This is a genomic window from Citrobacter telavivensis (genome assembly GCA_009363175.1).
In the GTDB taxonomy this organism is placed as follows: Bacteria; Pseudomonadota; Gammaproteobacteria; order Enterobacterales; family Enterobacteriaceae; genus Citrobacter_A; species Citrobacter_A telavivensis.
The window spans coordinates 1,216,471-1,230,145 of sequence record CP045205.1; the positions used below are offsets into that span (position 1 = coordinate 1,216,471).

General features: G+C 55.5%; 12 protein-coding genes. 5 read left to right on the forward strand and 7 right to left on the reverse strand.

Going from position 1 to position 13,675, the window contains the following annotated elements; all coding sequences use genetic code 11:
- Positions 1-58: 58 nt before the first annotated feature.
- Positions 59-1,048 (forward strand): restriction endonuclease, encoded by a 990-nt coding sequence (locus tag GBC03_08040; protein QFS73947.1) that lies wholly within the window; start codon positions 59-61, stop codon positions 1,046-1,048.
- Between the two features lie 336 nt (positions 1,049-1,384).
- On the opposite strand, the gene GBC03_08045 is transcribed toward GBC03_08040, so the two are convergent.
- The 7 genes from GBC03_08045 to lsrA are packed head-to-tail and all read right to left on the reverse strand — an operon-like array spanning position 1,385 to position 8,029.
- The gene (locus GBC03_08045) at positions 1,385-2,131 is read right to left on the reverse strand and encodes an epimerase (protein QFS70159.1); all 747 of its coding nucleotides are present in this window, start codon (positions 2,129-2,131) and stop codon (positions 1,385-1,387) included.
- An 11-nt stretch (positions 2,132-2,142) separates the two neighbouring features.
- The gene (lsrG, locus tag GBC03_08050) at positions 2,143-2,433 is read right to left on the reverse strand and encodes a (4S)-4-hydroxy-5-phosphonooxypentane-2,3-dione isomerase (GenBank protein QFS70160.1); all 291 of its coding nucleotides are present in this window, start codon (positions 2,431-2,433) and stop codon (positions 2,143-2,145) included.
- A gap of 48 nt (positions 2,434-2,481) precedes the next feature.
- Positions 2,482-3,357, reverse strand: coding sequence for a 3-hydroxy-5-phosphonooxypentane-2,4-dione thiolase (gene lsrF / locus GBC03_08055; protein ID QFS70161.1), 876 nt, complete (start codon positions 3,355-3,357; stop codon positions 2,482-2,484).
- Between the two features lie 28 nt (positions 3,358-3,385).
- Positions 3,386-4,408 carry an autoinducer 2 ABC transporter substrate-binding protein LsrB gene (gene lsrB / locus GBC03_08060; protein ID QFS70162.1) on the reverse strand — a complete coding sequence of 341 codons (1,023 nt, stop codon included), beginning with the start codon at positions 4,406-4,408 and terminating at the stop codon, positions 3,386-3,388.
- A 26-nt stretch (positions 4,409-4,434) separates the two neighbouring features.
- Positions 4,435-5,433, reverse strand: a complete 999-nt coding sequence (gene lsrD / locus GBC03_08065; GenBank protein ID QFS70163.1) for an autoinducer 2 ABC transporter permease LsrD — start codon at positions 5,431-5,433, stop codon at positions 4,435-4,437.
- A complete protein-coding gene (lsrC, locus tag GBC03_08070) occupies positions 5,433-6,482 on the reverse strand; it encodes an autoinducer 2 ABC transporter permease LsrC (protein ID QFS70164.1) in 1,050 nt (349 codons plus the stop codon). The genes lsrD and lsrC overlap by 1 nt, the downstream gene beginning before the upstream one ends.
- Entirely contained in the window at positions 6,476-8,029 is a 1,554-nt protein-coding gene (gene lsrA, locus GBC03_08075) for an autoinducer 2 ABC transporter ATP-binding protein LsrA (protein ID QFS70165.1), read from the reverse strand. The genes lsrC and lsrA overlap by 7 nt, the downstream gene beginning before the upstream one ends.
- A 249-nt stretch (positions 8,030-8,278) precedes the next feature.
- Between lsrA and lsrR the strand changes: the two genes are divergently transcribed.
- The 4 genes from lsrR to GBC03_08095 all read left to right on the forward strand — a co-directional run bounded on the left by lsrR (position 8,279) and on the right by GBC03_08095 (position 13,522).
- Complete coding sequence (gene lsrR / locus GBC03_08080; protein ID QFS73948.1) at positions 8,279-9,235, forward strand: transcriptional regulator LsrR; 957 nt, start codon at positions 8,279-8,281, stop codon at positions 9,233-9,235.
- A gap of 108 nt (positions 9,236-9,343) precedes the next feature.
- Positions 9,344-10,936: an autoinducer-2 kinase gene (gene lsrK / locus GBC03_08085; GenBank protein ID QFS70166.1), complete on the forward strand. Its 1,593-nt coding sequence runs from the start codon at positions 9,344-9,346 to the stop codon at positions 10,934-10,936.
- A gap of 12 nt (positions 10,937-10,948) precedes the next feature.
- Entirely contained in the window at positions 10,949-11,299 is a 351-nt protein-coding gene (locus GBC03_08090; GenBank protein QFS70167.1) for a cupin domain-containing protein, read from the forward strand.
- A 255-nt stretch (positions 11,300-11,554) separates the two neighbouring features.
- Complete coding sequence (locus GBC03_08095; GenBank protein ID QFS70168.1) at positions 11,555-13,522, forward strand: YjhG/YagF family D-xylonate dehydratase; 1,968 nt, start codon at positions 11,555-11,557, stop codon at positions 13,520-13,522.
- Positions 13,523-13,675 lie beyond the last annotated feature (153 nt).

The following is a 13,675-nucleotide window of genomic DNA, read 5'->3' on the forward strand; positions in this document are numbered from 1 at the left end:
ATGATCCAGCTTAATTTCTTTTCCTCATGAAGGGACTGGTATGGGCAACAGAATGTGGATGATTCGTGGCGATGGCGGCAAGCTCTATGACGATTTTCGCGATAAGCAAATTGTAGGCATCGGTTGGTCTCAGCTGGCTCCATTAGTCAAACCCGGCCTGTCCCGAGCCCAGTTACTCGCCTTATACCAGGAGGCAGATCCCTTAACAAAGCTGGGAACAGCCCGTTCTGGTGCATCGCAGGTCTGGCGTTTTGTGAATGAGATCCAAAAGGGTGATTGGGTTATTACCTATTCGCCAGCCAATCGTACTTATCTGCTAGGTAAGGTTACATCTGATTTCCAGTACCACCCTGAATGGGTAGAAGAGGGGATGGGAATCGCTCGACAGGTTAAATGGAATACTGAAGAAATCGATCGCGATCGATTGTCTGTTGCTACCAAAAACACATTGGGCTCCACGCTGACGGTTTTCCAGCTTCCAGAATATGCTCTAGAAGAGCTTTTGCAGGATAAGAAACCTACGGTAGATGTGATTACTCAGAATCCAATTGCGATGGATGAAGATGAGGTCGTTTCTGATCCGCTCCGCGATATGGAAATGCTCGCGTTTGAAGGTATCAAAGATCGCATCAACTCTCTTGACTGGGACGAGATGCAAAATCTGGTTGCCGGAGTTTTACGCAGTATGGGCTATAAAACGCAGGTGTCACCTGCGGGAGCCGATCGGGGTAAAGATATCATTGCTTCACCTGATGGATTCGGTTTTGAAAATCCACGTATTATCGTTGAGGTAAAACATCGCAGGGAGCAAATGGGAAGCCAACAGATCCGCAGCTTTATCGGAGGTCGCCATAAAGACGATCGCGGGCTTTATGTCAGTACCGGTGGTTTTACAAAAGATGCTCGATATGAAGCCGACCGTTCTACGATACCACTAACGCTCTGGACGCTTGATGATCTCGTCCGTGCGCTTATTGAGAACTATGAGCAAGTGGATATTGAGACCAAACTTTTGGTACCTCTGAAGAAAACTTTCCTGCCTGCCTGAATCTTGCTTTGACTGCCATATCGGTGTTTTACTGGTATGGCTTTATACCTACTTGCGATGTCTGTTTTTTGTACGGATTTTAACTTGTGGGTACAAGTGCGGGTATAACCATTTATGCCTGTTTATAAATTACATTTGTATCAGTCTATTAGGTGTGAAATTCGAGTCCGGCCTTCGCACCAAAAACGAAAAATAAACGTCAACGGGCTTGCCGGAAACCGCGCCACACAAGATTTGCCATTTCAACAATAGATCGCCTCGCCCTGACTCCCGAACCTCAACTAATTCAACAAGGTAATGCCGAAAATCACGCCCACCCAACAGAACTCCCCCTCATCACCTCTTTGCTGAATGTATCGTCGTTAGCCAGCGGGTGGTGTTTTCAGCCAGAGCATCGTTCCTGAAGAGGGCGCTGCCGGATACCACGCGATCGACGCCGCTGGCAATGATCTCCGGGAGTTCTTCCAGGGTTAGCGAACCGTCAACGGCCAGCAGAATGGAATCTCGCTTGCCGGATGCATTGAGTAATGCGACAACCTGGGCGATGCGCCTCAGCAAGGCTGACCTGCTGAGCTTGCTACCGTAGCCAGGATTCACCGCCAGAATTTGCACGATCTCAACGTCTTCAATAACCGGCAGAATGTGTTCCAGTGGTGTTGCCGGGCACAGGCTAATCCCTCGCAACACCGGCATCGTACCACCGGAGACTTCTGCAGTTTGCTCACCAAGCCAATGGAGCATATGGTGCAGATGCGGCGCGTTTTCCACCTGTAACGTGACGCAGTGCGCGCCCGCCTTTACGCTTGCCTGCACGACGGGCCAGGGATTATCCACCATCAGGTGAACATCCTTAATCATCTGCTGTGGCAGTTGCGCGATAGCCCAGGGACCAACGGTGAACTGAGGGCAAAAATGGCCGTCCATCAGATCCAGGTGAAGAACAGGTTGTTCAAGCGCGCGAAGATGTTGCTGGTACTCATTGAGTTTGAGCCACTGGCCGGCAAGAATACCGATGCTTAACGGGTAGCGCTTCATCAACGATACGCACTCTGCGCGATTCAAACCGGAAAAGGGACGGTTCATTTTTGAGATCCTTATGGCATCAGTCCATTGAAGACGCGTTTTTTTCGTGGGCAGCTCATCAGCGATTCCAGTTTTTCAACGCAGGCGAGGTAGTGGGGCGTTGTTTTATGGAACGCCACGGCGGCTTCATCCTTATAGGCTTCATAAATATAAAAGCGGCTCTTAACCTCCGGATCCTGCAACACATCAAAACGCAGATTCCCCTCTTCACGCACAGACCCCAGATGATTGAGGCGAAATACGTCGATAAATTCGTCAACCTTATCGTCGTGGACGTTAATTTCCACCAGAGTGACATGCATACTGTTCTCCTTGAAACGCATGGGCCCGCCAGGCAGGCCCATGACCTTTTAGTTTTTCTCGCTCAGATAGAGTTCATACGCGCGTTCAGCGGTTTCATTGCGATGTACCACCGCGTGGACGGCCTTCATCATGGCGACAGGGTGATCGGACTGGAAGATGTTACGTCCCATATCCACACCGGATGCCCCCTGGTCGATGGCCTGCCAGCACATCTCAAGCGCTTCACGTTCAGGTAATTTTTTACCGCCGGCGATAACAATCGGGACCGGGCAACCCGCGGCGATGCGCTCAAAACCTTTATCGACATAGTAGGTCTTGATGATCTGCGCCCCCATTTCTGCGGCGATACGGGTGGCGAGTGAGAAGTAGCGCTGATCGCGCACCATGTCTTTCCCCACGCCGGTTACCGCCATCGTCGGCATACCGACTTTGATGCCGGCATCGATCAACTGAATGATATTTTTGATCGACTGGTGCTCGTACTCACTGCCGATATACACCTGTGCCGCCACGGCGCAACTGTTGAGACGAACGGCATCATCAATGGAAAGTGCGACCGCCTCATTGCTAAGCTCGGTGAGAATAGAGTTAGCGCCTGAGGCGCGCAGGACCACCGGCTTGTTGGTGGCGGGTGGCACGACACTGCGCAGGATGCCACGTGTGCACATCAGCACATCGGCGAGCGGGAACAGCGGGGCGATATTGATATCAATACGCTCCAGTCCCGTCGTCGGCCCCTGAAAATAGCCATGGTCAAACGCGAGCATGACCGTTCTTCCCGTCTCAGGATTAAAAATGCGCGACAGTCGGGACTGCATCCCCCAGTCAAGCGCGCCGCATCCCTTAAGCGTGAACGGGGTGTTGCGCTGCGGCGTATCGGTATGGAAATCCTTGCCATCTTTGATGTCATCTAAATCAGCCATTTTTTACTCCATGGTTAAGGAATGAAACTCAGAAATCGTATTTGTCGATGTTCTCTTTGGTGAACACCACGCGTTCAGGCAGAAGCACAATGCCGTTGCCTTTCGCTTCATAGCTGTAGCCCTGAACGCTGTTCGGCGAGACCTCGACCTGGCCCACGCCCGGAATGTCCAGCTTGTCGCCGGTATTCATGTCGCCTTTTTTCAGCAACGCGTCAGCCACGTATACGGAGATCTTGCCCTGCTGGACCACGTCCCAGAGGCCAAACTCTTTCACCGTGCCGCGTTCAACATAAGGACGCATCACGTTTGGCGTACTGAAACCGACAATCGCCACGCTGGTGTTTTTCAGGTTTTCAGCGGCCTGAGCGGCGGCGGGAAGGGCGTTGGCATCCGGTGCGATGATGGCGTCAAGATCGGCATACGCTTTAATGATGCCTTCTGCGGTTTGCAGCGATTTGGTGGCGTCGTTATAGCCAAACTGAGTGGTGACGACTTCCCAGCCCGGATGATCTTTGGCGATTTTGTCTTTTGCCTCTTTCACCCACTGGTTCTGATCGGTCACGGTCGGGCTGGAGTAGAAGAAGGCTACTTTGGCTTTCTCTTTTTTGACCTGGTTTGCGGCCATATCGACCAGCATGCCGCCTAACTGAGCAGGCGTGCCCTGGTTGATATAGTACGAACGGCATTCCGGCTTGGTGTCAGAATCCCAGGTCAGCACTTTCACGCCGCGCTGCATGGCGCGTTTTAACGCCGGACATAAACCATCCGGCGACACGGCGGAAACCACAATGGCGTTATACCCCTGGTTGACGAAGTTATTGATGAGCTGAACCTGACCGGACACGCTGGGCTCCGTCGGACCGTCATAGGTGACATCGACGCCCAGCGCTTTGCCCGCCTCCAGGGCACCGTTACCGCCACTGGTAAAGAATCCCACGCCAACCAGTTTGGGGATAAACGCGATTCGCTCTGCGGCATAAGCGTTGAGGGTGAACGCCGCCAGGCTAAGGGTACTGATTACGGCAATTTTTTTAATGCTCTGAATAGTCATGTACTTTTCCTTTAGGGCAATGGGTTTCAGGCCTGCCGGATAGCGCGACGACGCGCCAGCCAGTCTTTAATTTGCTGACGATGCAGGCTGACGGAACGACCTACGACAACGACAATAAGTAATGCGCCGGAGAGGGCGCTGGATACCTGATTGGGCACGCCAGCCATCTGCAACCCCTGCTGCAGATAGCCCACTAACAGCGCGGCGATGGCAGTACCGAGAATGGACCCGGAGCCGCCGTAGATATTGGCACCACCGAGAACGACCGCCGTGATGGCCGGCATCAGGAAGGAGGCGCCCAGATCGGAACGCGCAGAGCCAAAGTAAGAGACCAGCAGCACCGCGGCGACCGCCGAGGCAAAACCGGTCATCGCGTACAGCGCGTACAGCGTCCGGTTCACCGGGATAGCGCTATACAGCGCCACGCGGGGGCTCTGCCCAATCAGAAAGACATTTCGTCCGGCGTGGGTTCGATGCATCAGTAACCAGAAAAAGAGCACGCTGACGAGAAAGAAGATCAGCGGCACGGGCAGGCCCAACACATCGAGGTTGGCAAAATCGGTGAAGCCCTGTGGGAAGCCGCCGATACCTTCATAACCGGTCGCCCCTGCCATCCCCGAAAGCAGCAATGCGCTGCCGCCGAACAGGTATAACGTTCCCAGGGTGATGACCAGAGGGTTTACGCCCGTGTAGATAATCAGCCCGGCGTTGATCAGTCCGCACAGCGCGCCCAGCGCGAGCGTCAGGACAATGGCCAGCGGCAGCGGGATGCCGCCCTGGAACATCACGCCCAGCGCGATGGCGCACAATCCCATTGTGGAACCAAAAGAGATATCGATCCCACCGCTGACGATCACCATGGTTAAAGGCAGGGCGACAATACCAATGCAGATAAAGTCGCTGGTGCTGAACAGCAGAACGTTCAGATCCAGCAGGCGTGGGTTCAGGGCGCCGAATCCCAGAATTTCAATCACCAGTAGCGCGGCGAGCGCCAGTTCCCAGCCGTAACGATGTAAACGAGTCATCAGGCAACCTCACGTTTTTTGGCGGTGCGCACGGTATCCGCTGCGCTTTTTGCCGACGGATGCGGCTGGGGCGGCGGAGTGAAGCGGGCATATTTTTGCCGGCGGATATTACGTTCCAGCGCGCAGCGCAGGCGGCCATCAAATACCAGCACTGCCAGCAGAACCAGACCGGCAATAAAGTCATTCCACCAGGCCGGAATGCGCAGCAGGACCAGTACGCTATCGATTTGCGTCAGGAAATAGGCACCGAGCACGGCACCAACGATCGTCCCGGAACCGCCCAGCAGGCTGATTCCCCCCAGCACACAGGCGGCAATGGCTTTCATTTCCAGCCCGGTTCCCGTCTGATTAGGGATAAAGCCAATCTGTGAGGCAAAGACGATCCCGGCCAGCGCCGCCATGCAGCCATTGAGCGAGAAGGCCAGAATACGGATGGCTTCGGTACGCACGCCCAGTTGCCGCGCGCCCTGCAAATTATCTCCGGTGGCATAAAAACAACGGCCAAAAGCGGTTTTTGCCAGCAGCCAGGCCATCAGCAGCATCAGCAGCAGGGTCAGCCAGCCGATGGCGGAGATCCCAAGGAAAACCGGAGCAGAGAGTTGCTTAAGCTGCGCCGGCAGTCCTTCAATCCATTTACCGCCCGTCCAGAGCAGCATGACGCCGCGATACAGGCCCAGTGTGCCCAGCGTGGCGACAATCGCCGGGATTTTCAGCCAGGCGACCAGCACACCATTGATAAATCCTGCCAGCAGTCCCAGTAACAGCGTCGCGACGCAGGCCACAGGCAAGGGATATCCTGCGTTCAACAGCAGCCCCAACAGTACGGCGCACATCCCGGTTATCGATCCGACCGATACGTCGATATTGCGGGTCAGCATCACCAGCGTCGCCCCCATCGCCAGCAGCATGAGGATTTGGGCGCTGCTGAAGATCATCGTCAGCGTCTGAACGCTGAGGTACTGGCTGTCAAGCATCCCCGGTAGAACGAACAGCAGCAGCACAGCCAACAGTGCGGTTGCCTCGCGGTTATTCTGGATAAATTTCAACATGGCGCTTCCCCGGAATGTGGTGTAGTCCCTGACGTGCGGTCGCCAAACGCTACGTGCATGATGGTGTCGACATTAATCTCGTCGCCTTGCAGGGCATCGTCGCCCGTTTCCCCCTGGTGCATGACGTAAACGCGATCGGCCATCTGTTCGATCTCTTCCAGGTCAGACGAGATGAACAGCACCGCAACATTCTGCGCCGCAATACTGCGGAGCAACTGATAGATGTCGTTACGGGCAGAGACGTCCACCCCGCGCGTCGGCTCATCGACAATCAGCACCTGCGGCGAGGCTTCGAGGCATTTGGCAATCAGAATTTTTTGCTGATTACCGCCGGAGAGCGTACGGGCAGGCTGTTCGGAATCGTTCAGCTTAATATTGAGCGCGCGACGATAGCGTTCGAGCGTGGCGCTGTCTTTTGCCGGATTTGCCCAGAAACCGCTGTGGTTGTGGGTTAACGCGCAAACATTCCACGCCAGCGAGGCGTCCAGATTCAGCCCTGACGATTGCCGATCTTCCGGCAGATACACCAGGCCGTGTTGCAGACGTTCGCGCGTGGAAAGCGCGGAGATATCTTTGCCGCCGAGCACCACGCTTCCGGCTCGCAGAGGCCGTAGCCCGTAAAGCGTTTCGGCAAGCTCGGTGCGCCCGGCACCGACCAGACCGGCCAGACCTAATATTTCCCCGGCGCGGACCTCGAAGCTGATGTTCATAAACCCTTCGCCGGTCAGATTCTCGAGGCTCAACACCGGCGTGCCCGCGTCGTGCTGCGGACGGTTGCCGGGTAGTTCCAGCCACAGTTTCTGTGTCGCACTTAGCGCGTTTGTGCGTGAGGCGGGCGTGATGGCCTGGATAATCTCGTCAGTGGTCAGTTCCGCCGTTTTCCCGGAAAGCGCAATGGTGCCGTCCCGCATCACGCTAATGTAATCCGCTATCTGGCGTATCTCTGGCAGCTTGTGGGAGATAAAGACGATCCCCACGCCGGTGCTCAACAATTCACGCAGGCGGCTGAATAAGCGATCGGTTTCCGCAGGCGTCAGCGAGGCGGTGGGTTCATCGAGGATCAAAATTCGCGAATCACGCATCAGCCCGCGCATGATTTCGACCATTTGTCGGTCGGCCACATCCAGTGAACCTGCCGGGCTGTTGATATCAAACTGGCAGCCCAGCGCGGCCAGCATTGCGCTCATTTTTTGCGTCGAGCTCTGGTGTTTGGGCAGACCAAAGAGAATGTTCTCTTTTACCGTCAGGCTGGGGAAGAGCAGCGGCTCCTGCGGCACAAGATAGATGCCTAACTGATGCGCCAGGATGGGCGTCAGTTTGGTACAGCGGGATCCCTCAATCTCAATGATCCCGCTATCCGCTGGGGTAATACCGGCGATGATCTTCATCAGCGTGGATTTCCCGGCGCCATTCCCCCCCAGGAGCGCATGGACTTCGCCTTTGCGCAAGACAAAGTCAATGCCTTTCAGTACTTTGACACCAGAGTACTGCTTACAGACAGACTGTGCGCTGAGCAGTGGTGCGATCTTTTCTTGACTCATTTGCATGCCACCTCCGTTCGGCCTGGGTAGAATCAGGTTGAACAAATGTATTGTGCGATTCGAATTGTTCATAACCTTATGACCTAACTGCTCATAAAACCGACGAATAGATCACGTTTTATGCTAAAATGATCATCAATATTAAATTTGTTCAAACGAAAGCCCCTGAAATGTGGGTTTAATCACAGTTATTAACGACCAATGAATGAACAATTGTGTTCAGAAATTCGATATGTTCAAAGTGAAGACAGAATGATGACTATTAATGACCCGATGATTTCCGAGCAAGGGATGTGTGAAGAAGAGCTGGTGGCGCGCATTGCGTGGTTCTATTACCACGACGGTATGACGCAGAGCGACATCAGCAACAGACTGGGGCTGACGCGGCTGAAGGTGTCGCGGCTGCTGGAGAAGGGGCATCAGTCCGGGATTATTCGCGTCCAGATTAATTCTCGCTTTGAAGGCTGTCTGGAATATGAAACCGAATTACGTCGTCGCTTTGACCTGAACAATGTGCGGGTCATCCCGGGACTTCCCGGCGCGGATGCCTGCGTTCGCCTGGGGATCGGCGCGGCGCATATGCTGATGGAGTCACTCCAGCCGCAGCAGATTCTGGCGGCGGGCTTCGGTGAGGCGACCATGAATACCTTAAAGCGGCTGAGCGGATTTATCTCTGCTCAGCAAATTCGCCTGGTGACGCTGTCGGGTGGCGTGGGGCCATACATGACCGGGATTGGACAGCTCAACGCGGCCTGTCCGGTCAGTATTATTCCGGCGCCGCTTCGCGCCTCCTCAGCGGAGATTGCCCAGACGTTAAAAAATGAAAACAGCGTCCAGGATGTCCTGCTGGCCGCCCAGGCTGCCGATGCGGCGATTGTCGGCATCGGCGCAATCAACCAGAAAGATGAGGCCACCATTATTCGCTCAGGCTATATCACTAAGGGTGAACAACTGATGATTGGCCGCAAAGGGGCCGTGGGCGACATTCTGGGTTACTTCTTCGATGGCGAAGGGCAGGTGATTTCGGAGATGAAGATCCACGATGAACTGATCGGGTTAACCCTCAATACCCTGAAGACGATCCCGACCGTGATCGGTGTCGCCGGGGGCGTGAATAAAGCGGAAGCGATCGCTGCGGCGATGAAAGGGGGTTATATCAACGCATTGGTCACCGACCAGGAAACTGCCGCCGCCATTGTCAGCGGGCAGTAATGCGTATCTGCCGTGCAGGCGCCCGGCAGGGGAGTAACAGAATTTCCGTTTGTACCGTGGAGAAAGCATTGACGACCTGACAGATATAATAAGCCGAGGACAAAAACGATGGCCCGACCCTGTACCCTCTCTGAATCAGCACATTACCTGATGGCACTGGACGCCGGAACCGGAAGCGTCCGTGCCGTGATTTTCGACCTTGAAGGCAAACAAATCGCGGTGGGACAAGCGGAATGGCGGCACCTTGCCGTACCGGATGTTCCCGGCTCAATGGAGTTTGATCTGGGGAAAAACTGGCAACTGGCCTGTGAATGCATCCGTCAGGCATTACACAACGCCGGGATTGCGCCGGAAGCGATTGCTGCTGTCTCCGCCTGTTCGATGCGCGAAGGCATTGTGGTTTATGACGCAGAGGGAACGCCCGTCTGGGCCTGTGCAAACGTGGATGCCAGAGCGGCACGGGAAGTCAGCGAACTGAAGGAGATCCACGACTACACCTTCGAAAGCGAGGTTTATCGCAGCACCGGTCAGACGCTGGCGTTGAGCGCCATCCCGCGTCTGCTCTGGCTGGCGCACCATCGTTCGGATATCTATCGTCGCGCTTCGACGGTGACGATGATCAGCGACTGGATGGCCTACATGCTCAGCGGCGAGCTGGCGGTGGATCCTTCCAATGCCGGAACCACGGGCCTGTTGGACCTCAAAACGCGCGACTGGAAGCCGTCATTGCTACAGATGGCCGGACTGCGCTCGGATATTCTCTCACCGGTAAAAGAGACCGGGACGCTGCTGGGAAAAGTGACGGCCCAGGCCGCCGCACAGTGCGGGTTAAAAGCAGGCACACCGGTGGTTGTCGGAGGCGGAGATGTTCAGTTGGGCTGCCTCGGCCTTGGGGTCGTACGTCCGGCGCAAACCGCCGTATTGGGCGGAACATTCTGGCAGCAGGTAGTGAATTTACCCGCGCCGATTGTTGATCCTGAGATGAACGTGCGCATTAATCCACACGTCATTCCGGGGATGGTACAAACCGAATCCATCAGCTTTTTTACCGGTCTGACGATGCGCTGGTTCCGCGACGCTTTCTGCGCCGAAGAAAAGCTGATTGCCGAGCGTCTGGGCGTCGACACCTACACGCTCCTGGAAGAGATGGCCTCCAGGGTACCGGCAGGCGCATGGGGAGTGATGCCGATTTTCTCCGACCGGATGCGTTTCAAAAGCTGGTATCACGCAGCCCCTTCATTTATCAACCTGTCCATCGATCCAGAAAAATGCAATAAGGCCACGCTGTTCCGCGCGCTGGAAGAGAATGCGGCCATTGTGTCGACCTGCAACTTACAGCAAATCGCTGATTTTACGGGGATCCATCCCACGTCGCTGGTGTTTGCGGGAGGAGGCTCGAAGGGCAAGCTCTGGAGCCAGATTCTGGCGGACGTTTCAGGGCTGACGGTCAACGTTCCGGTGGTCAAAGAGGCAACGGCGCTGGGCTGCGCCATTGTCGCCGGCGTCGGGGCAGGGATCTGGTCATCCATGGCTGAGACCGGTGAACGACTGGTGCGCTGGGAGCGGGAGCATGTGCCAGACAAAGAGAAACATGAGCTTTATCGGGAATCACGAGAAAAATGGCAGGCGGTATATCAGGAACAGTTAGGTCTGGTCGATCACGGGTTGACCACCTCGCTGTGGAAAGCGCCGGGTTTATAACAGGAGATCGTCATGATTAAATCGAATGAAGCGCAGCATGAGTACCGTTTTGGCGACAGTGGTCCGAAGTATCTCATTCGCGGTCCGGTATGTGACATGGGCGTCGTCATGCTCCAGCCCGGTCAGTCTTTTCCCAATCATCAGCACATCGAAGCCTGTGAAATTTTTTATACCCTGGCAGGCGAAGTGACGCTGTACCTGAACGGTGAGCCCTACACGTTAGGCTCAGGGGATGTTCTGCACTGCGATCCCGGTGAAGCGCATTTTCTGGTGAACAACGGGGATGTGCCGTGGAAGGGCGTCTTTGTGAAATCCCCCCATATACCGGGTGACAGCCATCCCGTCGAGCCTGCCGGGTATTAGCTTCCGGGATTTGTTAATAGACATCAGCGGTCGGATAGTCATTTGTTATCCGACCGTTTCGCTGCGATTTCCTCCTCGTTACATCTCGTTGCTCACCATTTTGTGATCAAGGCTAAAAAACACACAGACTGCCGCTCTCTCTGATTTACCTCTACGCACGGCCTGCATTACAGTGAATTTATAAATAAGAACGTTGTTCTATAATGTAGAACAACACTGGAGCGCCTGAACCCCGTCGCTCGGGAGAGTGAGAAGATGTCTATCAACACCATTTTTACGCCGCAGGACGAACAGTTCTATGCGGTGAAAACCCACGCAGCCGGCCCCCAGGGCGCGTTGCCGCTGACGCCGCAGATGTTACTGGAATCCCCCAGCGGCAATCTTTTTGGCATGACGCAAAATGCCGGAATGGGCTGGGATGCTAACAAGCTCACGGGCAGAGAAGTGCTATTGATTGGCACCCAGGGGGGGATTCGCCATTCGGATGGTCGTCCCATCGCACTCGGTTATCACACCGGGCACTGGGAGATTGGCCTGCAAATGTCGGCGGCGGCGAAGGAGATCACCCGCCTTAGTGGTATTCCGTTCGCGGCGTTTGTCAGCGACCCGTGTGACGGTCGCTCGCAGGGGACGCACGGGATGTTCGATTCACTGCCTTATCGTAACGACGCGGCGATTGTCTTTCGTCGTTTGATTCGTTCACTGCCGACACGGCGGGCGGTAATTGGCGTGGCAACCTGCGATAAGGGCTTACCCGCGACGATGATTGCGCTGGCGTCAATGCACGATCTGCCGGTGATCCTCGTGCCGGGCGGGGCGACACTGCCGCCAACCTTTGGCGAAGATGCCGGAAAGGTACAAACCATCGGGGCGCGTTACGCGAATAACGAACTGAGTTTGAAAGAGGCGTCCGAATTGGGGTGTCGCGCTTGCGCGTCGCCCGGCGGCGGATGTCAGTTCCTGGGCACCGCAGGGACCTCGCAGGTGGTGGCGGAAGCGTTAGGACTGGCGCTGCCGCACTCGGCGCTGGCGCCATCAGGCCAGGAGGTGTGGCTGGAGATTGCGCGTCAGTCGGCACGGGCAGTGATGGCGCTGGATGAGAAGGGGATTACCGCCCGCGACATCCTCACCGATAAAGCGATAGAGAATGCGATGGTGGTGCACGCGGCCTTCGGGGGATCGACGAATTTGCTGCTGCATATACCGGCTATCGCCCATGCCGCCAGATGTCGCCTGCCGGATGTAGCGCAGTGGAGCGCCATCAACCGCAAGGTGCCGCGGCTGGTCAGCGTGCTACCTAACGGGCCGGATTATCACCCGACGGTGCGCGCATTCCTGGCGGGAGGTGTGCCGGAGGTGATGCTGCACCTGCGTCGACTGGGGTTACTGCATGAAGATGTGATGACGGTGACCGGGCAGACGCTCGGTGAAAATCTCGACTGGTGGGAGCACTGCGAACGACGGGTGAAATTCCGCCAGTGCCTGCGCGATCGGGACGGTGTGGATCCGGATGACGTGATCCTGTCGCCGGAGGGGGCAAAAGCCAAAGGGATGACCTCCACGGTGGCATTCCCGGTGGGCAATATCGCGCCTGAAGGTTCAGTTATCAAAGCGACGGCTATCGATCCGTCAGTGGTGGATGAGGACGGTGTGTATCGCCATACGGGCGAGGCACGCGTCTTTGTCTCCGAAGAGGCGGCGATCAAAGCCATCAAACAGGGGCAGATCCAGCAGGGCGATATCATGGTAATCATCGGTGGCGGGCCATCCGGCACCGGCATGGAGGAGACTTACCAGCTCACCTCGGCGCTGAAGCATATCTCATGGGGGAAAACCGTATCGCTCATTACCGATGCCCGTTTTTCCGGCGTATCCACCGGCGCTTGCCTGGGGCACGTTGCGCCGGAAGCGCTGGCGGGAGGGCCTATTGGCAAACTGCGCACGGGGGATGTGATTGAAATCGTGGTCGATCGCCTGTCATTGAAAGGCAGCGTGAACTTTATCGGCAGTGCGCAAGCACGATTGACGCCGGAGGAGGGCGCGACGGTACTGGCGGCGCGCGAGTTACATCCCGACCTGAAGGCCCATGACTATCTGCCAGATGATACGCGACTGTGGGCCGCGCTGCAGGCAGTCAGTGGTGGCACCTGGAAAGGGTGTATCTATGATACAGATAAAATTATTGAGGTGATTAACGCCGGGAAAAAAGCACTTGGGCTTTGAATAATTAAAATTAATTTACCCGATCGCCGAAAAATTATTTCGGCGACTCATAATATGAACATGAAATATATTATCCTTTACGGGAGGGGTGCCTTTTTTTATTTTTCGGGAAAGTGAATCGTTATCACAGAAGTTAAAATACATAATCACTAA

Coding starts and splice junctions, on each gene's coding strand:
- GBC03_08040 (QFS73947.1), top strand. CDS start 59: ATGATTCGTGGCGATGGCGGCAAGCTCTATGACGATTTTCGCGATAAG.
- GBC03_08045 (QFS70159.1), bottom strand. CDS start 2,131: ATGAACCGTCCCTTTTCCGGTTTGAATCGCGCAGAGTGCGTATCGTTG.
- lsrG (QFS70160.1), bottom strand. CDS start 2,433: ATGCATGTCACTCTGGTGGAAATTAACGTCCACGACGATAAGGTTGAC.
- lsrF (QFS70161.1), bottom strand. CDS start 3,357: ATGGCTGATTTAGATGACATCAAAGATGGCAAGGATTTCCATACCGAT.
- lsrB (QFS70162.1), bottom strand. CDS start 4,408: ATGACTATTCAGAGCATTAAAAAAATTGCCGTAATCAGTACCCTTAGC.
- lsrD (QFS70163.1), bottom strand. CDS start 5,433: ATGACTCGTTTACATCGTTACGGCTGGGAACTGGCGCTCGCCGCGCTA.
- lsrC (QFS70164.1), bottom strand. CDS start 6,482: ATGTTGAAATTTATCCAGAATAACCGCGAGGCAACCGCACTGTTGGCT.
- lsrA (QFS70165.1), bottom strand. CDS start 8,029: ATGCAAATGAGTCAAGAAAAGATCGCACCACTGCTCAGCGCACAGTCT.
- lsrR (QFS73948.1), top strand. CDS start 8,279: ATGACTATTAATGACCCGATGATTTCCGAGCAAGGGATGTGTGAAGAA.
- lsrK (QFS70166.1), top strand. CDS start 9,344: ATGGCCCGACCCTGTACCCTCTCTGAATCAGCACATTACCTGATGGCA.
- GBC03_08090 (QFS70167.1), top strand. CDS start 10,949: ATGATTAAATCGAATGAAGCGCAGCATGAGTACCGTTTTGGCGACAGT.
- GBC03_08095 (QFS70168.1), top strand. CDS start 11,555: ATGTCTATCAACACCATTTTTACGCCGCAGGACGAACAGTTCTATGCG.